Genomic DNA, 24,840 nt, shown 5'->3' on the forward strand with positions numbered 1-24,840 from the left:
TCATTGATTTTAGAAGAAGGGAGTATCGAGGGAAATCAGTGAAACTGGTTTTGCAAGCATAGCGTTTGGATATCCAGACGCACTTTGGGAGAACTCCCAACCCCCTTTTGCTCAGTGGTTAGCAGTTTGTGAATTATTGGGATGAAGCAATATAACTGTTTTGAGAAAACGGGATATTTTTCATGTTATCAGTTTAAACATTATAGTTCCGTGTTGTGCGATTTTTGCCTGGATTGAACAGGATGTTTTTTTCGCAATTCCTGTTTCCTCTGATATTCAAGTTCCCAGGTACGATGAGAGAAGCTATAGGGATCTTCCATATTGAGATCATCCACTTCATGGGTTGCGATATCACGATAGTGATAGTCATAATATTCACCAAAAGTACCTTTGAGCTGCTCAATCAGTTTCTCTCGGAAAGTAGGTCGTATCTGGATTCTGGCATCCAGTAATTCTGTATATTGCTCTGGTTTAGGCCGGAGTTTTTCCTCTTGGAAAGCGACAGCATCTTTTTCAAGCTGCTCTTTGAGAGCCATATCCTGAGAATCGAGAATATCCAGATTCTTATCCATCTGGTTATATTTATTGGAAAGACTCACCATATCTTTATCTGTGGAACATTCAGCCTGAAACAGCAGTTGTTCTTTGGCAGATTTCAGTTCCTCGATTTCTTCTGTTACGGTTGTAAGCTGCTGGTTTAACTTTATATGCTGGAAAGGATTTAGAATACTGGTTTTACTTTTTTGCACATTTAGTTCTTTCTTTTCAGTAACTTTCGCTTTGAGCTTTTTCTTAATGGTATCATATTTATTTAGGATAGGACGAAAATGCTGCATCCAGTCATGGATCACTTCTTTTTGCATTTCATTATGAAGTAAATGATATTGTGTAAAAATCATATGATTGCGGATTGCTTCTAATGTTTCTGCAATTACCGGAATAGATTTTTCGACAGCTTGAACCAATTTTTTTATCTGTGTTTTTAATTCCCGTAGTATTCTGTTATCCGCACGAATCTGACGGTTGATTTCACACCGGTCTGCTATCAAGCCTTTCTTTTCCATATTCTGGGCAATGTAGCCCTCATGGATGGTTGGCTGTTCGGTGATTCCCTGATCTGCAAAACTGCGGTGATCAATAGTGGTATTTATCTGATTAAGGGCAAGCATTTTATTTACGGCATCTGCCCAGTTTGCTCTCCAGAGGCAGAGCTGTTTCTCACTGTTCCATTGTTCGGAAATCGGGTTTTGTCTGCCATACCGGGTGCTTTTTGGATGTTTGTCGATACGTTCATAACCTTTCTCCTGTGCTGCCGAGGGAGTCAGATATACTTTCTTTTTCCCAGCTTTATAACGATACTGTTTTTCCCAGCCCTCTTTCTGAGCATCCTTAAATTCAGAAGCAGTAAATCCCTTTTCCTCTCCATCTTTGATGCATAGATATTCTTTTTCGGTTTTATACTGCCATGTTCCGTTTTCGTTTAATGGACGGACAGTAAGTAGAATGTGTGCATGGGGATTGTGACCATTTGTATCGTGAATGGCGAAATCGGCACACATTCCCATATCTACAAAATTCTTTTGAATAAAATTCTGAAGAAGAGAAATATTGCTGTCTTTATCCAACTCAATAGGGAGTGCGACAACAAATTCTCTTGCCAGTCGGCTGTCTTTTGTTTTTTCAGCAGCTTCTACAGCATTCCAGAGTTGCTCCCGGTTTTTCCATTCAGGCGGAGCCATAGGGGGAAGCATTACTTCCTGATAGATCAGTCCATGTTTTCGGGTGTAGTCATGCTGGATGCCATCGTAATCATTGTATATGCGGCTACAGCTCATATAAGCAGATGCAGCGACAGCAGACCGCCCGGAACCACGGCTGACGACCTTGGCTTGCATATGATAAATTGCCATATCTGGCACCTCCTTTCGATGTTGCCTGCAACAGCGGATAGCCCTCGGCAGAGCGCACGAGCCCCGTAGGGGATACCACCGCCCGATTTATCGGGTGGTGAGTAAGTGCGCCCTTCGGGAGTAGAACTTGTGCGTTTACATTCCCCTTAGCCGGATCATCAGCTCCCGCTTTAGGGTATCTAAATCCATTTCTTTAATATGGGGAGCAATGCTTTCCAGAATCGCTCCTTCTTGAATCAATCTGCGTGTTCTGGCATTACGTACCTTTTTACGGTTTCTTGCTTCGATTTCTTCCAGTCTGTGTTTTGCCTGTAAAAGCACTTTTTCTTCTGGTGTCATAATTCTTTTATTTGCCATATCTGGCACCTCCTTTTTATGCCCGTATCCGGGCGATTTAGTTTTAAAATCTTGTGGTTTAGTACTATAGTTTTAGATAACTGACAGTGGCATGTCTCTGGTGATAAATAAGAAAAGAAAGTAGTACTACTGTCAGTGAAAAATAGTTATTGTGCGATGCTGCTTTGTTTCAACTCTGGTTTGAAGTGTGATTATCTAACAGAATTTTTTTCGTTTTTTTTAAATTAGCTGTTGCATTGTCCTGACGGATATTCCGGTTATTGATACGGATGGGAACACATCTCTCCAGAATCCGGTCATAAATTCGCTTGTGTGCGATATCAGCGGCGTTATTCAGCTCTGATAAAGTGAGATTGGTTGTTATGATCAGGGGCTTTTTACTGCGGTAACGGCTGTCAATCACATTGAAAACCTGTTCCAGTGCAAAGTCAGAGTTCCGTTCAATTCCGAGGTCATCAATGATCAGAAGGCTGTAGCGGTTTAAGCTGTGGATGAACTGATTCCTGTCTTCAAAATGCATTCCGGTAAGGGTATTCAGAATCCGGGAAAAGTTGGTTATCAGTACCGGGACGCCTTTTTCCAGAAGGGCATTGGCAATGCAGCCTGCAAAGAAAGATTTTCCAGTACCGACATCGCCCCAGATGAGAAGTCCGGAAGCGTTTGCTTTCATCTCTTCCCAGTTACTTACATAATTGTGTGCAAGTTTCATTTCCGGATTGATGCCGTTATCTTTGGAAAAGGTGTAGTCATAAAGTGATTTGTCCTGTAAGCCGCTGGTTTTGAGATGCTCTATTTCCATTCGCTTTTCATGAAGTTTTCTCTGGGCTTCCTCCTGTTCAAAGATCTTCTGCTGGCACTTACAGCGGATGGAAGGAATAAGAACCTTTCCCTGTAATTCATGCCTGCACTGTCTTGGCGTATTGCATTTGGAACAGTAGATCAGGTGGTCTGTTTCGTTAAAATATTCATCAGGCTGAAGTTCTCTGTTTGGTGTTATAGCATTTGCTTTTTCTGTAAATCTTGTCATAGTGTTTCGTATTCCTCACTTTCATAATTTCGTTGCCGGGAAACAGGATGATCCTGTCTTGCCCAACGGATGATGGTAGCTGCATGGTTTTGGTATTTCTTTCCGGTAGAAGCCATATAACCGGATAAGCGTTCCATATAGTCCTGCCAGTCAGGGATTGTCTGCCGGATATCTTCCAGCTCCGTCTCTGACAGAAAAACATTTTGAAATGTTCCATAGGGTGAGCGTGGCTCTTTACTCCCTCTTATTGTTAAATGGTTCTTTTTTATCTCTTTCTTATTACTGGACAGTTTTCTGTCTGTATCAGGGAAAGAATCCTGTCTGTCAATAGGACAGTTTTCTGTCTGTCTTGAGGAAAGAATTCTGTCTGTATTGCTGAGGGTTTCTTTCGGGATTTTTACATAGATCCGATTAGGGTGTCCGGGTCCCTGCCGTTTTCGGAAGATAAGCTCTTGTTTTTCCAGTACTGCCAGAGCAGTTTTTACCGTCATCTGGCTTTTGTGGAGAACTTCTGCCAGTGCTTCAATCGTAAAGTAGAGGAACACATGACCATTTGTATCTGACCAGCCCTCATTTTTCTGGGAAAGCCTTGCACGGTCGAGCAGGATCATATAAAGCATTTTGGCAGTTTCGTTTATTTCCATGTCCAGAGGAAAACGGGGAAACATCATATAAGATGGCAGGCTTGTGTCTGCTGTCAGAAAGTCCGTCATGTGTTCACCTCCAATCACAATGGTTTATTCTCCAAGGAAATCCCAGTCTATATCACGATCCGGCTGTTCTTTTTCAGGAGCTGGAAAGGGCACCCTGATGGGGGATTCCCTTTCCAACATGCCTGCAGTCAGCCCGGACAGAAAAATCGGCAATGACTGTTTCAGGCTGTGTTCCACTGCTTCTACAATCTGTTTCACAAAAAGTTCTTCCCGTTCCCTTGTTTCCAGATAGGGATCAGCCTGAGTGCGGTAGTAGCGGTCAAAATAATCGACCAGTGCAAGGGAGATTACCTGGCTGTAAGATTTAAAATTCTGCCTGTCCATCGTCTGTAAATATTCCCAGGCTTTCCGCTGCTGGTCTTTGTCCAGATTAAATCGCAGGTTTGTGTTGCGGATATGGTTCTGCATGGCTTATCCCCTCCTTTTCAGGCTCATATAAGCCAGAGATTCATAACCTTTGGCAGTGGCACAGACATCATCAAGGATGGTAACTCGTGCTTTGTCATACGTTCCAAAGTTACGGATCAGGCATCCACCGCCTCCGACCACATACAGGCGCATCAGGTCAGGATTGTATTCATATTTGCGGAGTGTGGCAAAAATATCTGTGACATACTGTCTGGCAACAGCAGTAATACAATCCAGATAAGGCGCTGAAATGTCAGCGGTTCCAAACCGTAGAATCTGCTCTACGGTGGATTCCTCAATCTTTACTCCGAATTTGTCCAGAACAGCGTTTTTAGCGGCAATCATACATTGGTTTACGCCGAACTTTTCTGTCCAGCACCGGCTTTCTTGAGCTTTCTTATTGTTGATATATAGAATATTCATGGTTCCGTTTCCGATATCTGCAAGAAGATTGGTTCCCTTGAAATCTCCAAGCCAGTTTACAATAGCCGGATATCCCTGCGGGTAAAGGCTGCATCCCACAAAGCGGATATGATACTCTTTGCTGTTAAATCGGTAATGGATTTCAGAATTCTGGAGCAGATAGGAACGAAATTCTTCCCTCTGGTTTCTGATCCACGTCAGAGGAAGCCCGGCAGCTAGATGAATGTCTGCTTCACGGATGGAAAAGACATTCAGTTCCCTTGCAACTGCCATCAGCGTCAGAAGATAATATTCTTCGTCCATAGCTTTATCCGGGATAAATTCTTTGTGCCCTTCGCCAATCCGGTAGTAAATGCCGTTATATTCCAGAATATTCCCGGTGAAGATGGGTTCTGTTTCATAGGCTTTGATTCCGGTTGGTGTGACGGTATTTGCTGTTTTCATGTTGCCGTAGCCGTGATCTACAGCAATGATTTTTGTGTTTCTGAGTTCTCGTATAAAAAACACCTCCATTTTCGTATTGATTGATTCAGCAGGCTGTACCGGTGTGGTACTGCTTTGCTGTGAGATAAGCATACGAAAGTTGGAGGAAAAAGACATTGAGGGGAAATTGAGCTGAAATTGAAAAAATATACCTTTTATTATTATGGTGCTTGCTGATATGCAGTTTGCTGAGAAAGTAAACAAAATACTTTCTATAATTGTTAAAAAATTAGTTAGTCTGTCAAAAAAATATTGTGAGAAAAGGAAGATTATTGTAAAATGGGCTAAATAGAAACTACATTTGAAATGTAATTCTAAAGATAAGGAGGGGAATGATTTGTAATGAAATATAAAAAAGTCGTTGCAGTTCTGCTTGCTGTGGGATGTATTGGGCTTGTAGGAACTTTGGGATATTTTCTTGGATAAACAAATCAAAAAGAACCTGATGTAAAACAAGTAGTTGCCCCAGTTGATGAAACAGAAGACACGAAACAGGAATCAAGAAAAATTGCAGTAGTTAATCTTGATGAAGGGACAACTGTTGGTGGAGAGATTATTAATTATGCTGATAGGATATCAAAATTTCCAAGTACAGATTTTGAATATTCTTCGTTAGAAGAAGCACGTATGGGGTTTGAAACTGGAAAATATGGAGCGTATGTTACAATTCCTGCCACTTTTTCTCAAAGTGTTGAAAGCTTAAATGGAACCCCTCAAGCTTCACAGATTGAGTATGTGATTAACAAATCATTTTCTGGAAAGTCTCAATATGAACTTCTTTATAATGTTGTAAGTTATGCGGAAACATTAAATGACAGTTTGAGTTATATGTATTTGAACAATATTCTGAATGAGTTTCACAATGCACAGGACGGGGCATCTAATGTAATGAGTAATGATTTGCGGGATAAAGATGCGATTGACCGTATTGCGGCATCAGATCTTGTGGCATTGATTGAAATGCCAGAAATTGTGAGAGAAGAAAATAAAATTGAAGCACCAGATTTTGTCTCTTATACAGAAAAAAATTCAGAATTAGCTAAAAATATAGATGAACAATATTTAAAATGCGTCGAAGACATTGAAAAAGAAATTAAGGGATTAAGTGAAAATGGGAATACTTTAGCCAATGTTTTAACAGAAATTGCTTCTAATGTGGAAGAAATAGACTTAACGGTAGATGAGGAAGGAAACTCAATTGCAGAGGAAGCAAATAAAAAGTTAGAACAGTCTTTAAAAGAGTATGTGAGTCAGGCTCCAGACAAAGGCGGAATCCAAACCCAATTAAGAGAAATTCAAAATCACTTGACAGAAATAAAGAATGGATGGGTAAATGCTAATAATCAGAACAATAAAAAATTAGAAGAACAATTAACGGATACGTTAGCAAGCTATTTGGAAGAACTGAAATCTCAAGTACCGATGCTGGTTGCCACCGAACAGCCTGATGGAAGTTATCAAGTTACTTTTCAGCAAACAGGAACAGAAGTTCCGCCTTCTGTAACATTCTCCATTGTAGATGTTCCGGGAGCACAGAATAATCCCAAACAAGACTTATTGAAAGAAATTTCTAGTGCGATTGCCCAGGCTGAACAGCTGACAGAAAAGATTCAAATACCTGTAGAGATAGCAGAAAGTACGCCGGGAGCAGGCGATAATTATACGATTAATGTAGAATATGATATACCAATGTCAGTTGCATCACTTTCGGAAGAACAGTTAAGGGAATTGATAAAGAAAAAAGAAAATTCGTGGTATGTTATTAAGGATTCGATAATGGAGGATTGATTATGAAAAAAATAGTGAAAGTTGGTGTGTTAATATGTTGCTTTATAGCAATAGGCTCTATTTTATATCTGCGATATCTGCAATTTCAAAAGAAGGAAGCGGAAGAAAGAGAATGGGAGATTTGTATAGCTTATAGAAGACAAAATGATGCATTAATTCGCAAGGATGGTCCGCTTCATTTATATGAATATAGTTCATATGAACATATTGATGAAAAGGAGTTGTTTGTTGCGTTACATGTTTATAATATGTCTGACCGTTGTAAAGAAAAGGTCACATTAGAGGATGTAAAAAAGTATTTATCAAGTGAGTTTGATGAGGAAGGGAATTTATATGTCCTAAATAAAAATAATAAAGTGCATGATTACATTGAATGGTATCGTAAAAGAGTTATTACAGATACTGGTATGGACTTTGAAGGCGAACATCAGATAGAACGGTATTGGACACGCCTATCAGAGATTGTGCTCAATTATGTTAGGGAGGGGAATGACTTTCCAAATCAGGATGTCAAGTCATTTTCGTACGAAAAGCTAAAAGAAATAATGAAAAAAGCAGACGATCCATCATATCAAATCAATGATGATATTATGAAAAAACCAATTAATGAGGCAGAATAAAGAAGAAAGTAGGATCATGAAATAGATATGAAAAATTGAATATCTATGGAATTGTATCATCTGTACTTTTGGCAGTTTTATTTAGTGTTGCTATATTTGAAGAAGCTGTAGATGGTTCAATGGAGATGCTAAATTAAGTCCTTTTTTATAGGACTTTCTAAAAAGATATTCAGAAATAACAGCGGTTATTGCTCAAAGTAGAATGTTAGATTATATGAATCAGGAACAAGAAAATCTAAAGAATCATTGTACGATTTCTGCTATTATCTCCTATATTTGTAGAATGAAAGATCTGGGAACAATGATGCATGGAAAATATGTTACTATTTCTTGGGAGGAAGAATGCAAAAAGTATATTGTTAAGTTAACACATACAGATTTTATTAATTATTACAACCCGTTAGGTGTTGTAATTGAAAGTAACCAGAATGCTAAAAGAAATCAAAGATTTGAAATACTATCGTGGAGAAATTCTTATTTTATAGAACACAATTTAGGTAAAAAAACTATTTTAGAGATAGCTGGAGAAAAGAAAACTGATGCAGAAGTACTACAAGAAAAAGTGGCTTCATCTTTACTACTATCTGGGATTGAGAAGGCAATAAATTCGACTTATGCTACTATAATTAAGGTGATAGCAGATATACAGAATAATCAAGAAAATAATATAAAACTTGACACAAGTGTCACAAATATAGAAGTAGGAAATTATATAAAAACATTAGGTTTAAATGGAAATATTATTTATGAAAATAATAATAAAGTTTTTATGCTGAATGTTATGGTAAATAAAGTAGTATTAAATATAAGAGTGCATGTTTATAAATTTAGTAAAGGAGATGGTGACGATGTCAAAAGGAATAAAAGTAAATAATGGGCATGTAAACGAAGTTGCAACTCAAATTGAAACGGCTAAAAGTTATTTTCGTCATGTTCCGTTAGTTCCACAGGATTCTAAGACAACAATTTCAGCGAACAGTAAAAGTAAAGAGGCATACGGATATGCACAGCAAGGAATTGAATTATTAGGGCAGACCTTAGATGGTGATGTTCACAATATAAGAAGTCTGAATCTTAGTTTTTCGCAGTTTGATGAGATGATGGGGAAACTTGCACAACATGGAACTAGATATCCAGTGATTAAAGCCGCCGATGACTAGGGAGGAAAGTTTATGAAAGAAAGTGATTATTTAAACCCGAATGATATAAAAAGCCAATGTGATCAGGCAATCCATAAGCTCGAAAATGATAATGAGACTCTGGATATTGTTTCTAAGAGTGTAACTGCATTTTCTACAGATAATGAAATTAAAAGCGTTTCTTTTGAGAATTTAAAGCAACAGTTGGCCGATTATATAACTGTAATTGATGCAATAAAGTCGGCGAATGCGTATGATATTGCAGAATTTTCAACACTAAAAGATTTGGTAGGAGATGAAGTTCTTGATGGGGCGAATATTCAAAGCCAAATGAAAAAAGCACTTGATAACAAGGAGTTTTATTTGGAAAAAGCAGATGAGTATGAAATGAAAAAAGAGACTTCTAATTCTATCATAGATTTATATTATAGTTGGAAGGTAAATGACTATAAACGATTGGCTGAATCTAGTCAGAAGTTGTATGATGAATGGAAAAGCAAATCAGATAAATATGATGAAATTGAAGGTAGTACAAGTATATTGTTTTCAACGACAAGTAGTCTGCGTGAAGCTATCACAACTGCACTTAATAGTATGAGCGGACGATTTCAAAGTGGAACATACATACCCAGAACAGGTTTCGATTGGAAAAAAATTATGGAGGTGGAATGCTTAAAGCTGGAATCGTGGTTGAAAGCTAAAGAGGAATTAAAATTAAGCGAATCAGAAACTGAGTATTTGAAACAAAAAGGAATTGTTTTAACGACAATGGATATTGCGTGTATAAAACGTACAGAAGGAACAGAATTAGTATTTCTTTCAAAAGATAAAAAAGCGTTGTTTTATAAAGGAGAGATATATCCTATTTATGTTCCAGATAATGAAATATCTTTTCAACCTATTTGGAAGTTGGATGGGAAAAAAGAAATCTCAGCAATGGAGTTTGATGCATTAGAGGGAATTTTAGGATTTAGTTTGGAAGAAATACCTAAAGAAGATATATATACAACATCTGGACATAAGGTATTATCAGGAGAATTATCTTCAACAGATCCAAATGTAAAGGCAGCAGCAGGTTTGAGTGCGTTATTAGGGTTAACGCAATTTACACTTTCTTCATTATCCAAAAGCGAAGTGACAGTTATTTTCCAGTCTTCAGAAGGTGGAAATAGAGGCACTATTTGTGTTGGAAATTCAGAAGATAGAGCAACTTTTCAGAACTGGAATTATAATATTCCAATGGATACATATAGAGACTCAGAACCTGGCATTGGAAAAATATGGGCATCAGATTATGCAGCAGGAATATATAAAATAGCTTCGGGAAAAGATGTTCCAAATCCAGACGGAACTTATACGATAACGGGCACTTTGGATGAAAGACATAAAGATACAAATATTTCGGGTTATTTATCATATTCAACGGATGGAAAATTAATGTATACACCGTTAACCTATTCTGGTGATAAAGCATATATTGAATCTGTTGATGGGTTTATGGAGTTTGGCCGAACACAAATTTTAGATTTTAGTGATAAATTATCTACACCATCTTTTGCGGACGAGGATAGTCAGAAATTATTAGAAGAATTATTGAAAGGGGAAAATGAATGATGGAGAAGAATAAAGATATTTTGATTGTAATAATTGCAACGCTTATTTTCGGAGGTGCTTCTAAGATATTAGTTGGAGTTCCATATATGGCATGGGGATATTTTGATCAATTGTTTATAGCAGCATTTATTTTGTGGACATTTTATAGTGCTGCGCTGTATGTAGCTATTAAAATAGAAAACAGAAAAAATGAAAATTATTTAAAAATTGGATTTGTTGGAGTAATGTTTGGTTTAGCGGTAGCATGTTTAAAAATGGGTGTAGATGCTATTATAGAACAATTTGCAAAGTCTGCAAGTAATTTGATTATTACAGCCTTTATGATGGAAATGGGAATCCTTATTTTAGGGAGTATCATTATCTTTGCTTTATATATTTATGTAGCGAAGAAAGAAATTTTATGGAATAAATCTATGAAAAATTATACTTTGGGATTAGGCGGAATTATAGGTATATATTTTGCTGTAATTGTCTATTATTTATGGCAACTCAAACATTGGATGGAAAAATTTTCTGGTTTGGATGTGGTAAAAGAAATTGGGAAAGAGCAGGGTATATTAAATTTGTCAACAAAGTATGCTAGGGAATCGACTATGATGGGGATGGTTGTGTATGTGGCTTTTTTTATAGTTTTATGGATTGCTTTAAAAAAGAATACAGAAAATAAGGAAGCTTAATAAATTGTTGCAACAAAAATAAAGGAGGTATTATGTGAATGAGGTTAATTGCATGTCTGAGGAAGAACTTCGGGCACATTTGAAGAAGATGGAGAAAAATAAAGAGGAATTAAAGTTTCAAGAACAGAGGATTTGGAAAGAAGAAGAGGAGGAAGATGAACAGATTTACGCTGCACTGGTAGGACTAGAACATATGCGGGAATATGCGGGAGAAAATGAGAAGATAATACTCTTGATTGATGAGCAAAAGAGCATTTTAGATAACATAAGATTGAGAAAAGCGGAATTTGCTGATGAATTTAAAAGACAATTGCAAAATAAAAATAGTCGAATTGAAGAAGAAATAGCAGAAATTGATCAGAGAATAAGGGAAATTCTTATGAGTGGGTGATATAGTAAAAAAGTTTTTTTAGAAAGAGCAGAAGATACACGGATTTTTTGTATCTTCTGCTGTAATCATGATTTATAGAAAACGAGTTGATTATATATTTTACAAGCGTTATAGGAACTGCTAGTGTTTGGTGGGAAGAATACTTTTTGCCAGAGCAATTCCAGCTTGTGGATATAATTCCTGAATTTTTTTATATTTTTCTTCAATCAATTCAGGTTCATCTGCCCATATATCTTCATAAATTTTCAAGGCTTTTTTAAAATGGGTTTTCGCTTGTGAAATATTTGCAGTGATCAGGCAGATACTTCCAAGGGATTCCTGTACCTGTGCATAATCCAAACAGTGGTTTGAATTATATTCTTTGATAATCTGTGCTAATTTCTGAAGAGCAGACAGGGCAAGGTCAGGTTCTTGTATTTCAGTTAAGAGGACAGCATAATTATTAATCTGAGGAATACTGTCATTAGTATAAAGAAGCTGGTATTGTTCTAAAAGAGAGATACCCATTTCCATGTGTTTTTTAGCCAGATTAAGTTGTCCGTTGATTCGGTAAAGCCCCCCAAGATTGGAATGGAGGTTGGAAACAAGGTGTGCATTCTTTTTTGTGGTTTCTTTTATTTGAGCAAGTGCTTCTTTTTCTAATTTTATCGCTTTTTCTGTTTTGGGTTCCAGAGTTGCCTGATAATCCAATAGTAAGGCACGGTCAGATGCAGTCCCGTAAGTATTTGCTTTTATAAAATGCTGTAGTTCCTGAATGATTTTTTTCATACCCTTTTGATAGTGGTACTTCTCCATATATGGAAAAACATCTTCTAAAAATAACAGGTATTGGGGAATATCATCCTTTTCAATGAATTGGATGATATTTTCTGTTGTCTGAAATAATTTTTTATAATAGCTAACTTCAATGCCATGCATCAAACATATTTTTCGCAGAGAATCCAATAACGTGTGGCAGCTTGTAATAGAAGGTGCGGTCTCGGAAACTGCAATTTCCTGAATCATTGGATGCAGAGAAATAGTATGCCGGAGACTTGACTGTACAAAACCTGTCTCAATCAGATCATTCACGTCATTTAAAGTAGGCAGCTCCAGCCATTTGGAAAATATACGGGCAGAAATACCAGATGAAGGCATAAAACACATATTGCACATAATATCCTGCTGTTTCCGTGATAAGGAGTATAACGAAAACAGGGTATGGATATGGTTGTAATAGGTGGCTTTTTTGCTCTGACCATCTTTCATTACTTTAATCTTATCTTCATTATGAAGAGAAGCCTTTTCCTCTTGAAGTTTTATCAATAATTGCTCTGGAGTTAAAATTCCATTTTCCAGAAGTTTGGCTGCCAGTTCGACAGCAAAAGTATGGTAGTGTACAGTTTCTATGATTTTTTCTACGATTGCCCGGTGTTCCTCTGCTTCTGAATAAAATACAGATGTCAGTTGAAAAAGAGTGGCTATATCTTTTAGTTCTTTTAACTGAAAACTACAGTATTCAGACAGTTGGCTTCTGGTTGTAAATAAAACCCGGCAACGGTATTTTAATACGACTGACAGGCAACTGTCCTGTGTGGATGTGACATTAAAATTGTCTATGATCAGCAGTGTATCAGATTTCAAAGAGCGTAAGAAACGGTTATGTCTTTGAAAACATTCCTGCTCACTGATTTCTGGTGGATCATCAATAAAATCCATGTCTGTGATATTTTGATATAGATTACCGGTGTATTCCATATAGAGAATATTGGTGTACTGTTTTCTGTATTGCTTTGCATAGGCTTTAGCAAGCTCGCTTTTTCCAATTCCGGCAATTCCATAAAGAAATATATGTCGGTTCTCTTTAAACAAAGTATGGAGTTCATCCAGTTCTTCTTCTCTTCCTAGAAAATGACGGCATGGTTTCGGGACTTCGCTGTCCATAATGTAATCCAGAACAATCGGAGATAGAACACCTCCTGCAATCAGTTTTTGATTTCTTGTATCACGTTTAATAAATTGCCGTTCCATACCAAAAGAAAGTACTTTTGCTAAAAACAACAGCCTTGAATCAGAAGGTTTATATAGAGATACAAGTTCCTGCTTTTTTGTATCCGAAATCGTATCGTCCTGTATGAATAACGTGTAAATGTCCTGTATAACCATGTTGCAGTCTGCCATTAAGGGAAGTAAGTTCCGCTGAATGGTTGTTGCCAGTTTTTTCTGATTGCTGGGTTTTGCATAATATGAGGTTATTTTGGGACTGATTTTTGCCTGTCCGGTTATCCAGCGGCAAATTAGACCATTATCCATAGAAAAATCTTCATTTATCGGATCATTCATAAAATCTTCAAATAATTCGTATAAAAAATCAGGTTGGTTCATCTGATTGCTTTCACTGATTTGATTTTTTAGGCATGTGCTAATAGAAGAAAAATCACATCGTTCCAACAGAAATCCCTCCTTTGGTTTTCGTGTTTTATATTCTTAAAGTCTTTTTATTATAACACGAACAAATGTTCCGGACAATAGGAATTGATACTGTATAGGAAGAAAATGAATCTTAAAAACTCAATCTGCGGTCAATTTCAATTCAATGTGATTGGTGCAGAATAATTTTAGAATGTAATCAGGCTTTCGAAAGCCGAATTCAATTCATACAGAACTTTTGTACAATCCTGCCGGCATAGGATGTAGAGAGAACTGTATGCTGAAGGAGGCATATAGCATGAATACGTTATTTGATTCTGTAGAAGTTCTGGATACAAAAAAAGAAATCCAAAAAGAGAATGTAAGCTATGAACATGCAGGATATCAGATTCGAGTGCATTTTAATGGGGAAAAGACATTGATCCAGTGCATTCAGAATCTTACTGAACGAAAAATTGCAGGTTGATTTTCTTAAGTTCTTGTTGTAAAATGAAGACAATTAAAGACAATGACTATGCAAGACCGATGAAAAGAGGGATAGAATGTATCAGGCAGGAATTTATTGCCGAATTTCCATTGAAGAGCAAAATAAAGAGGGTGAATACAGCAATAGTATTCACTCTCAGATTCAGATGGCAAGAGATTATATTGCAGAGAATAAAGATATTGCAGAGAAAAAAGTTTATGTAGACGATGGGGCTTCTGGAAGTAATTTTGAAAGAACTGAATTTCGGAGGATGCTGGCAGATATTGAGCTTGGTGTTATCAATATGGTGATTTTTAAGGACGTATCTCGACTTGGAAGAGAACATATTGATACCAACTATTATCTAGGCAAATATTTCCCGGAGAAACAGATTCGGATTGTTTCGATTCTGGATAATTATGATTCAGTAGTTGGAACTTATGATGAAATGTTAGAAATAAAAACTTTGCTGAATGATATGTATTTGAGAGATACATCCAGAAAGATTAAAATGACCATTCAGACAAAAAGAAGTATGGGCGAATATACACCGAAACAGCCTCCCTTTGGATATGTGAAAAGTAAAACAATTCATAATCATCTGGAAGTTGATCCTTATGCAGCCGAGGTTGTCCGAAGAATTTATAAAATGTATCAAAATGGATTTGGCTGTACGGTTATTTGCAGGACTTTGAATGAAGATGAAATCCCTTGTCCCGCAAAATATAAAAAGGAAGTTTTAAAAACCAATTATGTATGGGATTCGGGAAAAGGTCTGTGGACATCGTCTACTGTAAGTGGAATTTTAAAGAATCCGGTCTATACTGGGGCGGTTGTGATTCGGAAGCATGAAAGACCGTCTTATAAGCTGAAATACAAAAAGGCAATTCCACTGGAAGAAATGGAGCTGGTGCCGGATGCACATGAAGCAATCATTTCTAAAGACGAGTTTGATAGGGTTCAGCAAATAAGAAAGGGGCGCAGAGTTTCCTATTTTGATAAAAGCAATGAACCACATAAATATGTGGGACTGCTCTTTTGTGGGAAATGTAAAACAGCCATGCGAAAACGTTATCTGGCATCTCATAAAGATTATGACGGATATATGTGTGGTTTTCACCAGAAGCAGGGGCAGAATTACTGTGAGCTGAATCATATTACATTTGAAAAGCTGGATGAACTGGTTGTATTTGCAATCAACCAGCAATTGAAACAGATGAAGATGGATATGAAGAATCTGGAAACTCAGATCAGACAGAAACAGCCGGAACTGGATGGTAAAATTGCAAAATTGCAGGGAAAAATAGAAAGAAATCTGGAATACCGGAAACGAGTATATGAACAGTTTATGGATGAAGTACTTTCCAAAGAGGAATATTTGGAATTAAAACAGATGTATGAAACAGAGAATCAGAAATATCAAAAAGAATTATCAGAACTGAATCATGAAGAGCAAAGGCAGCGGGCGGCGGTCAATGAAACAAAGATATGGTTGGAGCATTTTAATCGCAGAAGAATAACGGTAAAGCAGCTTACCAGAGAAGTGCTTGTGGAGTTAGTTGATAAAATTTATGTATATCCAGAGCAGAAAATAGATATATATTTTAAGTTTGCTTCAGTAGAGAGTTCACCAGATAGAATACTTGAGAAAGATGGGGTGATATGATGTATCAGATGGGTGTATATTGTCGTCTGTCGAAGGATGATGGAGAGAATAAAGTTAGTGAGAGTATTGAAAATCAGATGAAACTGATTCGTGAGTATGTGACTAAATCAGAGGATCTGGAAATCGCAGATATTTATATTGATGACGGTTATTCGGGGCTTTATTTTGCGAATAGACCGGAATTTCAGCGGATGATGGAGGATATCTACAAAGGGAAAATTCAAGGCGTTATTACGAAAGATATTTCCCGGCTTGGGCGTGAACATATTGAAACCAGTAATTATATCGAGCGTGTTTTTCCATCTTTGGGTGTGCGTTATATTGCAATTTTGGATGGCGTGGATTCTGTTCATCACAGTAATGAAGAATTGGCACAGTTTAAGACGCTGTTTAATGATATGTATAGTCGTGATATATCTAAGAAAATCAGAGGTGCATTGACCGCCCAGAAGAAACGGGGACAGTTTATGTCTGGGTTTGCCCCATATGGATATGTAAAAGATCCGGCAGATAAGCATCATTTTCTTGTAGATGAAGAAGCAGCTAAAGTGGTACGGAGAATCTTTTATATGAGTCTGGAAGGATATTCCAGGGATGGTATTGCAAAGAAACTGAATCAGGAAGGAATTCTGACACCGTCAGAGTATAAGAGAAAGGTGCAGGGATTGAAATATGCCAATGCATTAGAAAAAGCGGGTGCAAAGGGCTGGGCATATCCTACGATCAATGTAATTTTGCGAAACAGAGTTTATACAGGGGCTATGGTACAGCATAAATCAGAAAAGATATCCTATAAAGTGGAAAAGTATCAATATATTCCAGAGGAACAGCAGTATATTGTGGAAGGAATGCACGAAGCAATTATCAGCAAAGATACTTTTGAGCAGGTACAGAAACTTATGAAGAAAAGAACACGGACACCGGGATTTAATAGCGAAGTGAGAAAGGTAAATCCATACGCAGGAATTATTGTTTGCGGAGATTGCGGATATAATTTCCAGAGGGTTACCTGTCGGGATGGTTATGAGTGCGGTACCTATCATAAAAAAGGAAACACAGTTTGTTATTCTCATTTCATTAAAAAAGAAGTATTAGATTCTATTGTGAAAAATGAAATCCAAAGACAAGCGGAACTGGCACTAAAAGAGAGTGATAAGGATGAAATATTAAAAGCAGCAGACAGGAAGAAGGAGGTGCAGAGACGATGTGCAGAAGCAAATCAGAAGATTGAACGGTTACAAAAAGAACTTGTGGCTGTCCAGAAGTATAAAAAGAAAACTTACGAAAATTATGTAGATGGTGTTCTGGATAAAGAAGAATACCTCTCCTATAAGGCAGAATATGAAAAGCAGGATAAAGAGATCAGGGCGAAGATTCAGTTGGCAGAACAAGAGAAAGACAGCTTTGGAGAGGCAGAAGAATCTTATGAAAACTGGATAGAGAAATTTATCAAGTATGGAACATTATCCGAAGTGACAAGAGAAATTGTGACAGAGTTGATAGAAAAGATTGTTGTGAATGGAGATAAGAGCATTGACATCGTATTTAAGTATCAGTCACCTTATTCTAAAGAGAAAAATGCAGTGTAAAGACTGCAAATTTTTTTACAATAACTTTCCCCTAGTTATAATGAACACATGATGGAACATCACTGGTGGAACGTTATATTGATGATATGTCAAATATGTGGAAAAGTGTTATTTGTGTCGGAACCGGAAATGAGGCGGCAAGTGCCGGGCATACATCCGGTATGCTGCAGGAAAATACGGAAACAGTCATTGAACTTGCGGTGCAGGAAAATCAGCCGGCGCTGAATGTGCAGATCTGGAAAGAATATACGGATGTTGTGGAGATTTCTGTAATTGCGCCATCCGGTCTTCGAAGTACGCAGATTGCAGAAATACTTGGAACACAAAGATTTACACTGGGACAGACAGAACTGCTTATTTATTATGGAAAACCGAGTCCATACAGTACTGCGCAGGAAATTTATATTGATTTTCTGCCGGTAAGCCGTTTTGTCGGCAGTGGTGTGTGGAAAATTATAATACAACCCGTAAAGATTGTGAATGGTTTATATGAATTATGGCTTTCGGGAGATATCATGCTGAACCGCGGAACCGGGTTTTTAAAGCCAGAAGCAACGACGACGCTTACGATTCCTTCTACGGCAGGACGGGTAATATCTGTCGGTGCATATAACGGAACAACATTTTCCTATGCTGATTTTTCAGGAAGAGGTCCGCTGAGGGGAGGGGGAGGCATTGTGCAGAAGCCGGATCTGGTCGCACCGGGAGTCGATGTGACGACGGTGACAACAGGCGGCGGATATGCAGCATTTACCGGGACATCTTTTGCAACCCCTTTTGTGACAGGAGCAGCAGCACTTCTGATGGAATGGGGGATTGTGAAAGGGAATGATCCATATTTGTATGGGGAGAAGGTGAAGGCTTATCTGAGAAGGGGGAGCAAAACCACTGCCGGGGTATGAGGAGAGACCGAATGCGGAGAGCGGATATGGAAGGTTATGTGTGACAGAGAGCTTGCCATAGATATACTTCTTCTTTTTCCCGAATGGACGTCCGGAATTGGAAAAAGGTTTTGGAGTTTAAAGTTCATTGTTGGAAATTGATGAAAAGACAACCTGTTTTTCCTTTTTTGCGGAAGATTCCATCAGAAGCTTTTGTTGCTTATTCTCAGAAAATCGGCTAAAATGAGTGTAGTCTAACATACGATTTTGGAGCATGAAAATGGATAAAGAACTAAGCAATAAAAAGAAGAAAAGAACATATCTGTTGCGTATCGGGATGATGATATTAACGCTCGTTCTGATTGTATTATTTGTTTTAATGATGGCACTCGTATCCAGGATTCAGGGAACCGGGCGTGTTGTCAATTATGCCGGTCTGGTCAGAGGAAAAACACAGCGGATCATTAAGCTGGAAGATGCCGGAAAACCGCAGGATCAGATGCTGCAGGATGTGCAGGATTATATCGATGGTCTTCGGGGCGGAAGTGATAAGTTACAACTTGTACGTCTGGAAGATAAGAAGTTTCAGAGTAAGATGAAAGAACTGGACGATTATTTCCAACAGTTAAAAAAAGAAATCCTGATTGTCCGGGAGAAAGGATATGAGCATACACAGATTGTTGAAAAGAGTGAAGAGTTTTTCAAAATATGTGATGAAGCAACCGGATTTGCGGAAGTATATTCAGATAAAAGAACATCAACACTGGATGTATTGGAAAAAATTGTAATTCTTGATATATGTGGTCTGGTACTGCTCCTTGGACTGGAAGTTTTGAAGATGCTGCGTTATGCAGCGCAGAACCGTCTTTTACAGAAAAAGATTTATCTGGATGAGGCAACCGGACTTCCGAATAAAAATAAATGCGAAGAGATTCTGGAAAATGACAAAGAACTTGAAGCGGGAGCACAGATCGCAGTCTGTGTGTTTGATCTGAATAATCTGCGTATGATCAATAACAATCTCGGACATGACAAAGGGGATGCGTATATCCGGTCTTTTGCCGGACAGCTTCGCGCAGCCATGCCGGAGGATGCCTTTGTAGGCCGTGATGGTGGAGATGAATTCCTTGCAGTGCTGACAGGAAAAAATCATACCGAAGTGCAGGAGTGCCTGGCAGGTGTGAGAAAAAGTGTAAAACTGTATTCGCGGCAGCATCCGGAAATGCCGATCAGTTATGCGGCAGGATATGCTTTGTCAGATGATTATGAGCCATGTACGATGCGCATGCTGTTTAAACAGGCGGATAAGAATATGTATGTAGACAAAAACCATGCCAAGGTTCAGGAGAATGAGAGAAAAAGGAAAGAAAGCCTTCAATTGTTGGACCGGATTCGGGAAAAGCATTATGTATTTGCAAACTGTCTGTACTGTGACGCAAGGATGGATACTTATCGTATGTTAAGATCCGAAGAAGGATTTTTCCTTGCAGAAGAAGGAAGTTATACGGGAGCGGCAGAACAGGTGCTGCGGGAATTTGCAGCAGATGATACAAGAAAGAAAATGCGGAAATGGCTTGAGATTGCTTCAATGGAACAGTCACTTGGCCCTGCGATGGAGAAGACAGAGTTTTCTTATCAACGTAAAGTGGGAGCGGGATATCGTTATGGAAGAATGACGGCACTTTTTGTAAATGATGCGGCAGATGGAAGACTGCATCATTTCATCCTTGGATTTGATGAATTTCACGACAGTGAGAAGATGGGTACAGATGAAAAATTTCAACTGACGAGATATTATGAGCAGATGAAACAGTCCATTCTGGAAAACGGCAATTATGTAGAAGCATTGATGGAAACCGCACAGGCAATTTATGCGGTAGATCTGACCAATGACTGCCTGAAGAGTATTTTCTACCATACCGGAAGACACGAATTTGCGGTAGATGCAAAGACACCGTGTTCCTATGACCTCTATTGTCAGGAACGACAGCAGTATGTTGCAGAAGAGACACTGGAGAATTATCGGATCGTAGATTCGTCTTCCAAGCTGCTGGAACGTTATCTGAATGGCGAAAAACAGGTTACAGTAGAATATCAGGAACGGAATCATACAGGGAAATATGTCTGGATGCAGAAAACAGTTCTTATGTCACTGGACACGTTATTTGACAGTAAAACAGGAAAAAGAAGTACAGTGATCCAGGGAATGATTTTGTTCAAAAATACTTCGCTGTTTCATGCAAAAGAACAGCAGGAGAGAGAACGTCTGCAGGTCGCTTATGAAACTGCAGATTCAGAGAACAAAGCCAAAACAGAATTTATGAACCGTATGAGTCATGATATTCGCACACCGATTAATGGAATTGCCGGAATGATAGATATTATCCAGAAAAACTGGGATGATAAAGAGAAACTGGACGATTGCTTAAGAAAGCTTCGACTTTCTACAGATCATTTACAGGCGTTGGTAAATGATGTACTTGAAGTGAATAAAATCTCATCGGGGAAAATGAAACTTGGTAAAGAACCATTTAATCTGGAAGAACTGATGGATGAAGTAAGTGCACTTCTGGATATCCAGATTAAAGAAAACGGAATTACGCATGAAAAGCACAGAATTGATCTCAGGCATGTAAAATTGATTGGAAGTCCGCTGCATTTACGTCAGATTTTAATTAATCTTTTGAGTAATTCGATCAAATATAATAAAGAAAACGGACATATTGACACGTATGTACAAGAAGTGAAATATAATGATACACATGCATTGTATGAATTTAAGATTGTCGATACCGGTATCGGTATGAGTAAAGAATTTATTGCAAATCAGATTTATAAGCCATTTACACAGGAAAAGACAGATGCGCGTACACAGTATAAAGGAACAGGCCTTGGAATGTCGATCGTGCGGGGACTGATTGATAAGATGCATGGAAGTATTAAAGTAAAAAGTGTGCTTGGTGAAGGCTCTGTATTTATTGTACAGATTCCATTTGAACTGGATACTGCCGAATATGAGACAGACATATCAGAAAAAGAAAAAACGGATAAATCACTTAAAGGATTGCATGTTTTACTGGTAGAAGATAATGATATCAACATGGAAGTTGCACAGTTCTATCTGGAAGATGCCGGGGCAACGGTAGAAAAAGCATGGAACGGACAGGAAGCAGTTGATATGGTGAGTAAAAACTGTAACTATGATGTGATCTTAATGGATCTGATGATGCCGGTGATGGACGGTATGGAAGCAGCGAGAAGAATTAGGAAGCTGGAAACTGACCATGCAAAAAATGTCCCAATTCTGGCAATGACTGCACAAAGTGCCTCAGACAGCGAACAGATGTGTAAGGATGCGGGAATGAACGGATATGTGGCGAAGCCGGTGGCTGCAAAACTATTGACAATAGAAATTAGAAAGGCAATGCAGTGCTGATTTTACATAAAATTTTCCTGGATTTACGAATATATCGATAGATAGAATCGGAAAAATAAGGTACTATTTTGCTTTATAAAGGAGTAAAATCATGACAAAAAAGAAGAAAAAAAGTGTAAAAAAAGACAGGCAGGAAAAAAGACTGCAATGCCTGTCTGAAAAAGAACAACAGAAGATAGATGATATTGCGGAATGTCTGGCTGAAACAGAATATCAAATTAAATGCCAGTGTGCGATAGACATTCTTATAGCGAAACTACAGATGATTAATACAGAATTATCCAAACAAAAAGGAAGAACGGTTGTGAATCAGATCAGCAGCCGGAAGAAGAGTGCAGAAAGTATTTACGCAAAACTGGTACGAAAAGGCTACAAGACAGATTTCCAGACGGCAGCGGAGAAATTGAATGACCTTGTAGGCGTTCGCGTGGTCTGCCCGTTTGAAGATGAAGTATATGAAGTCGCAAATATATTAAAAGCGCAGGGAGATGTAGAAGTTCTTAAGGAGAAGGACTACATCAAGGTACCGAAAAAGAATGGTTATAAGAGTCTGCATATTACGTTGGAAATCCCGATTTATTTTGCAAAAGGTTCTCAGAAGCAGAAAGTAGAAGTGCAGTTTCGGACAGTTGCGATGGATTACTGGTCTGTGTTGGATTATCAGTTGTTTTATAAGAAGCAGCTGGACGGCAGCGATGAAGTGGCAGCAGAATTAAAGAAATATGCAGAGGATATTGCAAAACTGGACGCCCGGATGTTAAAACTCCGAGACAAAATTGAGAAGATATAAAGTTATAAATGGCACAGGAGTTTACTGAAGTACCTGTGCCATATCATCAGGAAGCGGTGCGGTAAATTCCATTGTCTCACCGGTGATCGGATGTGTAAAAGACAATTTGTGAGAATGAAGAGCCTGTCTTGTAATATGTTCCATGTCGGGATTATACAGATAATCGCCAATGAGTGGAAAACCAAGGTAGCGCATGTGGATCCGGATCTGATGGGTGCGGCCTGTCTCCAGACGGAGGGAGACAAGGCTGTGCCCGTTTTTTTCATCCATGACATGGTAGTGTGTGATCGCTTTTTCTCCATTTTCAAAATCTACCGTCCGTTCAATGATCGTTCCGGGTTTGCGGCCAAGAGGCGCATTGATCGTGCCTTCGGACGGTGTGACAGAACCTTTGCAGATAGCGAGGTATTCCCGGTGGATACGCCGCTCCTTTACCATAGTGGATAAAATGCTTCCGCTCACCAGATGCTTGGCGACAACTGTCAGCCCGGAAGTATCCCGGTCTAAGCGGTTGCAGCAACGGAAAATAAAAGGTTTTTCCTGTTCCTGATAGTACCATGCAAGCGCATTTGCCATCGATTCGGTGTAGTGATTCAAAGACGGATGGATCGGCATACCGGCGGCTTTATTTATAACAACGATATCTTCATCTTCATAGACAATATCAAGTGGATGATAAACCGGTGGGATCTTTTCCGAACAGGCAGTTTCGCAGATCTTGATAACGAGATCATCACCGGTTTTTAATGTCTGGCGCATATAATAATGTTTTCCGTTTACAAGTACGCTTTTGGGCATACGCTTGATCTCGGCAAGATTCTGACCGGAATAACCTTTGCGGCGTAAAAACTGCTCCACGCGGAGTCCGTTTTGCTCTTCTGTTATTTTATATTCAATCGTTCGATTCATTGCATTTCTCCTGAAAATTCATTATCATAATAACGGAACATTGGTATCATACCATAAGATAAAACGGACACTCAAGAGGAGAGGACGAAAATGACAGGATTAAGTACACTATGTTATATAGAAAAAGACGGAAAATATCTGATGCTTCACAGAACGGTGAAGAAAAATGATGTAAATAAAGATAAATGGATCGGAGTCGGAGGACATTTTGAAGTGGATGAAAGTCCGGAAGAGTGTCTTCTTCGCGAAGTAAAAGAAGAGACCGGCTATACGCTGACATCTTATCAGTACCGCGGAATCGTGACCTTTGTATCCGGTGGCGGTGTGACAGAATATATGTCTTTATTTACTGCAGATGGATTTGAAGGAGAACCGATTCCATGCGATGAAGGCGAACTGGAATGGGTGGATATCGAAGAAGTATGGCATCTGAATATCTGGGAGGGAGATAAGATCTTCTTCCGTCTGTTGGATGAACAGAAAGAATTTTTCTCTTTGAAATTGACCTATGACGGCGGAGACAAGCTGGTTGCAGCAGCATTGAATGGAAAGCCTATGGAGCTTTTCGATGTACTGGATGAAAATGGAAATAAAACCGGCATAACAAAAGAGCGTGGTGTGGTGCATAGAGAAGGAAGTCCGCATGCAACGGTCCATATGTGGATTGTCCGTGAAAAAGAGACAGAACATGGCAAAGATTATGATGTGTTGCTTCAAAAACGAAGTGCTTGCAAGGATTCCAATCCGGGTTGTTACGATATATCTTCCGCAGGACATGTAGAGGCAGGCGCAGAGCTTCTGGAATCCGCAATCCGTGAAATGGGTGAAGAACTGGGACTTGCTGTCGCGGCAGAAGATCTTCATTATGTCGGGGTTCACAATGCGGCATTTGAAGCGGAGTTTTACGGCCGCATGTTCCGTGATAAAGAATTCAGCAGTGTCTATGTTTATACAAAGCCGGTAGATATCGCGGATCTTAAATTACAGGAGTCAGAAGTTGAATCCGTAAAATGGATGGACTATGAAGAATGTCTGAAGGGTGTGCAGGACGGAAGCCTGCCGAACTGTATTTATGAAGATGAGTTTCGGATGGTGCGGGAGTACTTGGAGAAGCATATGTAGAAATTGAAGGAATCGGTGACTG

General features: G+C 38.6%; 21 protein-coding genes and 1 pseudogene. 14 read left to right on the top strand and 8 right to left on the bottom strand.

The features are described 5' to 3' along the window. Positions 1 to 200 precede the first annotated feature (200 nt). The 6 genes from mobQ to DXC04_RS00875 all read right to left on the bottom strand — a co-directional run bounded on the left by mobQ (position 201) and on the right by DXC04_RS00875 (position 5,336). Complete coding sequence (mobQ, locus tag DXC04_RS00850; RefSeq protein WP_004614762.1) at positions 201 to 1,910, bottom strand: MobQ family relaxase; 1,710 nt, start codon at positions 1,908 to 1,910, stop codon at positions 201 to 203. A 135-nt stretch (positions 1,911 to 2,045) separates the two neighbouring features. Then, entirely contained in the window at positions 2,046 to 2,267 is a 222-nt protein-coding gene (locus DXC04_RS00855) for a hypothetical protein (RefSeq protein ID WP_004614761.1), read from the bottom strand. Positions 2,268 to 2,436: 169 nt separating this feature from the next. Beyond that, the gene (locus tag DXC04_RS00860) at positions 2,437 to 3,294 is read right to left on the bottom strand and encodes an ATP-binding protein (RefSeq protein ID WP_004614760.1); all 858 of its coding nucleotides are present in this window, start codon (positions 3,292 to 3,294) and stop codon (positions 2,437 to 2,439) included. Beyond that, on the bottom strand, positions 3,291 to 4,007 hold the full coding sequence (locus DXC04_RS00865) for a replication initiator protein A (protein WP_118659566.1): 717 nt from the start codon (positions 4,005 to 4,007) through the stop codon (positions 3,291 to 3,293). Before DXC04_RS00865 ends, DXC04_RS00860 begins: the two co-directional genes overlap by 4 nt. A 24-nt stretch (positions 4,008 to 4,031) precedes the next feature. Next, positions 4,032 to 4,415, bottom strand: coding sequence for a hypothetical protein (locus DXC04_RS00870; protein ID WP_004614758.1), 384 nt, complete (start codon positions 4,413 to 4,415; stop codon positions 4,032 to 4,034). Between the two features lie 3 nt (positions 4,416 to 4,418). Then, positions 4,419 to 5,336, bottom strand: coding sequence for a ParM/StbA family protein (locus DXC04_RS00875; RefSeq protein ID WP_117753648.1), 918 nt, complete (start codon positions 5,334 to 5,336; stop codon positions 4,419 to 4,421). 612 nt (positions 5,337 to 5,948) lie between these two features. On the opposite strand from DXC04_RS00875, the gene DXC04_RS00880 reads away from it, so the two are divergent. From DXC04_RS00880 to DXC04_RS00910, 7 genes are all read left to right on the top strand, one after another. Continuing rightward, positions 5,949 to 7,109: a hypothetical protein gene (locus DXC04_RS00880; protein ID WP_004614754.1), complete on the top strand. Its 1,161-nt coding sequence runs from the start codon at positions 5,949 to 5,951 to the stop codon at positions 7,107 to 7,109. Positions 7,110 to 7,111: 2 nt separating this feature from the next. Continuing rightward, on the top strand, positions 7,112 to 7,729 hold the full coding sequence (locus tag DXC04_RS00885; RefSeq protein ID WP_004614753.1) for a hypothetical protein: 618 nt from the start codon (positions 7,112 to 7,114) through the stop codon (positions 7,727 to 7,729). Positions 7,730 to 7,943: 214 nt separating this feature from the next. Next, positions 7,944 to 8,603: a hypothetical protein gene (locus tag DXC04_RS00890; RefSeq protein WP_044988162.1), complete on the top strand. Its 660-nt coding sequence runs from the start codon at positions 7,944 to 7,946 to the stop codon at positions 8,601 to 8,603. Further along, positions 8,578 to 8,889: a TIGR04197 family type VII secretion effector gene (locus DXC04_RS00895; protein WP_158551238.1), complete on the top strand. Its 312-nt coding sequence runs from the start codon at positions 8,578 to 8,580 to the stop codon at positions 8,887 to 8,889. The genes DXC04_RS00890 and DXC04_RS00895 overlap by 26 nt, the downstream gene beginning before the upstream one ends. A gap of 12 nt (positions 8,890 to 8,901) precedes the next feature. Next, positions 8,902 to 10,482, top strand: a complete 1,581-nt coding sequence (locus DXC04_RS00900; protein WP_004614750.1) for a hypothetical protein — start codon at positions 8,902 to 8,904, stop codon at positions 10,480 to 10,482. After that, positions 10,479 to 11,159, top strand: coding sequence for a hypothetical protein (locus DXC04_RS00905; RefSeq protein WP_004614749.1), 681 nt, complete (start codon positions 10,479 to 10,481; stop codon positions 11,157 to 11,159). Before DXC04_RS00900 ends, DXC04_RS00905 begins: the two co-directional genes overlap by 4 nt. A 34-nt stretch (positions 11,160 to 11,193) precedes the next feature. Beyond that, positions 11,194 to 11,550 carry a hypothetical protein gene (locus DXC04_RS00910; RefSeq protein ID WP_044988160.1) on the top strand — a complete coding sequence of 119 codons (357 nt, stop codon included), beginning with the start codon at positions 11,194 to 11,196 and terminating at the stop codon, positions 11,548 to 11,550. A gap of 120 nt (positions 11,551 to 11,670) precedes the next feature. On the opposite strand, the gene DXC04_RS00915 is transcribed toward DXC04_RS00910, so the two are convergent. Beyond that, positions 11,671 to 13,914 carry a tetratricopeptide repeat protein gene (locus DXC04_RS00915; protein ID WP_004614747.1) on the bottom strand — a complete coding sequence of 748 codons (2,244 nt, stop codon included), beginning with the start codon at positions 13,912 to 13,914 and terminating at the stop codon, positions 11,671 to 11,673. Between the two features lie 343 nt (positions 13,915 to 14,257). Between DXC04_RS00915 and DXC04_RS00920 the strand changes: the two genes are divergently transcribed. The 6 genes and pseudogenes from DXC04_RS00920 (at position 14,258) to DXC04_RS00945 (ending at position 22,787) form a co-directional block, all read left to right on the top strand. Further along, positions 14,258 to 14,425 carry a hypothetical protein gene (locus DXC04_RS00920; protein ID WP_009245398.1) on the top strand — a complete coding sequence of 56 codons (168 nt, stop codon included), beginning with the start codon at positions 14,258 to 14,260 and terminating at the stop codon, positions 14,423 to 14,425. A 76-nt stretch (positions 14,426 to 14,501) separates the two neighbouring features. After that, complete coding sequence (locus DXC04_RS00925; RefSeq protein WP_004614745.1) at positions 14,502 to 16,091, top strand: recombinase family protein; 1,590 nt, start codon at positions 14,502 to 14,504, stop codon at positions 16,089 to 16,091. Further along, a complete protein-coding gene (locus tag DXC04_RS00930; protein ID WP_117636461.1) occupies positions 16,088 to 17,680 on the top strand; it encodes a recombinase family protein in 1,593 nt (530 codons plus the stop codon). The genes DXC04_RS00925 and DXC04_RS00930 overlap by 4 nt, the downstream gene beginning before the upstream one ends. Before the next feature lie 47 nt (positions 17,681 to 17,727). Then, a pseudogene (locus DXC04_RS00935) lies at positions 17,728 to 18,643 on the top strand (S8 family peptidase); the annotation flags it as partial. Between the two features lie 198 nt (positions 18,644 to 18,841). Next, a complete protein-coding gene (locus tag DXC04_RS00940) occupies positions 18,842 to 21,997 on the top strand; it encodes a response regulator (protein ID WP_243112074.1) in 3,156 nt (1,051 codons plus the stop codon). A gap of 91 nt (positions 21,998 to 22,088) precedes the next feature. After that, a complete protein-coding gene (locus DXC04_RS00945; RefSeq protein ID WP_021860891.1) occupies positions 22,089 to 22,787 on the top strand; it encodes a GTP pyrophosphokinase in 699 nt (232 codons plus the stop codon). A 21-nt stretch (positions 22,788 to 22,808) separates the two neighbouring features. On the opposite strand, the gene DXC04_RS00950 is transcribed toward DXC04_RS00945, so the two are convergent. After that, the gene (locus tag DXC04_RS00950; protein WP_118659570.1) at positions 22,809 to 23,696 is read right to left on the bottom strand and encodes an RluA family pseudouridine synthase; all 888 of its coding nucleotides are present in this window, start codon (positions 23,694 to 23,696) and stop codon (positions 22,809 to 22,811) included. 90 nt (positions 23,697 to 23,786) lie between these two features. Between DXC04_RS00950 and DXC04_RS00955 the strand changes: the two genes are divergently transcribed. Beyond that, entirely contained in the window at positions 23,787 to 24,818 is a 1,032-nt protein-coding gene (locus DXC04_RS00955; RefSeq protein ID WP_118659572.1) for an NUDIX domain-containing protein, read from the top strand. The last annotated feature ends 22 nt before the right edge of the window (positions 24,819 to 24,840 follow it).

It is taken from the genome of Dorea sp. OM07-5, assembly GCF_003481355.1.
Lineage (GTDB): Bacteria > Bacillota > Clostridia > Lachnospirales > Lachnospiraceae > Dorea_D > Dorea_D hominis.

Coding starts and splice junctions, on each gene's coding strand:
- DXC04_RS00945 (WP_021860891.1), top strand. CDS start 22,089: ATGACAAAAAAGAAGAAAAAAAGTGTAAAAAAAGACAGGCAGGAAAAA.
- DXC04_RS00855 (WP_004614761.1), bottom strand. CDS start 2,267: ATGGCAAATAAAAGAATTATGACACCAGAAGAAAAAGTGCTTTTACAG.
- DXC04_RS00865 (WP_118659566.1), bottom strand. CDS start 4,007: ATGACGGACTTTCTGACAGCAGACACAAGCCTGCCATCTTATATGATG.
- DXC04_RS00950 (WP_118659570.1), bottom strand. CDS start 23,696: ATGAATCGAACGATTGAATATAAAATAACAGAAGAGCAAAACGGACTC.
- mobQ (WP_004614762.1), bottom strand. CDS start 1,910: ATGGCAATTTATCATATGCAAGCCAAGGTCGTCAGCCGTGGTTCCGGG.
- DXC04_RS00920 (WP_009245398.1), top strand. CDS start 14,258: ATGAATACGTTATTTGATTCTGTAGAAGTTCTGGATACAAAAAAAGAA.
- DXC04_RS00885 (WP_004614753.1), top strand. CDS start 7,112: ATGAAAAAAATAGTGAAAGTTGGTGTGTTAATATGTTGCTTTATAGCA.
- DXC04_RS00900 (WP_004614750.1), top strand. CDS start 8,902: ATGAAAGAAAGTGATTATTTAAACCCGAATGATATAAAAAGCCAATGT.
- DXC04_RS00880 (WP_004614754.1), top strand. CDS start 5,949: ATGGGGTTTGAAACTGGAAAATATGGAGCGTATGTTACAATTCCTGCC.
- DXC04_RS00955 (WP_118659572.1), top strand. CDS start 23,787: ATGACAGGATTAAGTACACTATGTTATATAGAAAAAGACGGAAAATAT.
- DXC04_RS00895 (WP_158551238.1), top strand. CDS start 8,578: ATGTCAAAAGGAATAAAAGTAAATAATGGGCATGTAAACGAAGTTGCA.
- DXC04_RS00860 (WP_004614760.1), bottom strand. CDS start 3,294: ATGACAAGATTTACAGAAAAAGCAAATGCTATAACACCAAACAGAGAA.
- DXC04_RS00915 (WP_004614747.1), bottom strand. CDS start 13,914: ATGAACCAACCTGATTTTTTATACGAATTATTTGAAGATTTTATGAAT.
- DXC04_RS00870 (WP_004614758.1), bottom strand. CDS start 4,415: ATGCAGAACCATATCCGCAACACAAACCTGCGATTTAATCTGGACAAA.
- DXC04_RS00925 (WP_004614745.1), top strand. CDS start 14,502: ATGTATCAGGCAGGAATTTATTGCCGAATTTCCATTGAAGAGCAAAAT.
- DXC04_RS00905 (WP_004614749.1), top strand. CDS start 10,479: ATGATGGAGAAGAATAAAGATATTTTGATTGTAATAATTGCAACGCTT.
- DXC04_RS00940 (WP_243112074.1), top strand. CDS start 18,842: ATGGATAAAGAACTAAGCAATAAAAAGAAGAAAAGAACATATCTGTTG.
- DXC04_RS00930 (WP_117636461.1), top strand. CDS start 16,088: ATGATGTATCAGATGGGTGTATATTGTCGTCTGTCGAAGGATGATGGA.
- DXC04_RS00890 (WP_044988162.1), top strand. CDS start 7,944: ATGAATCAGGAACAAGAAAATCTAAAGAATCATTGTACGATTTCTGCT.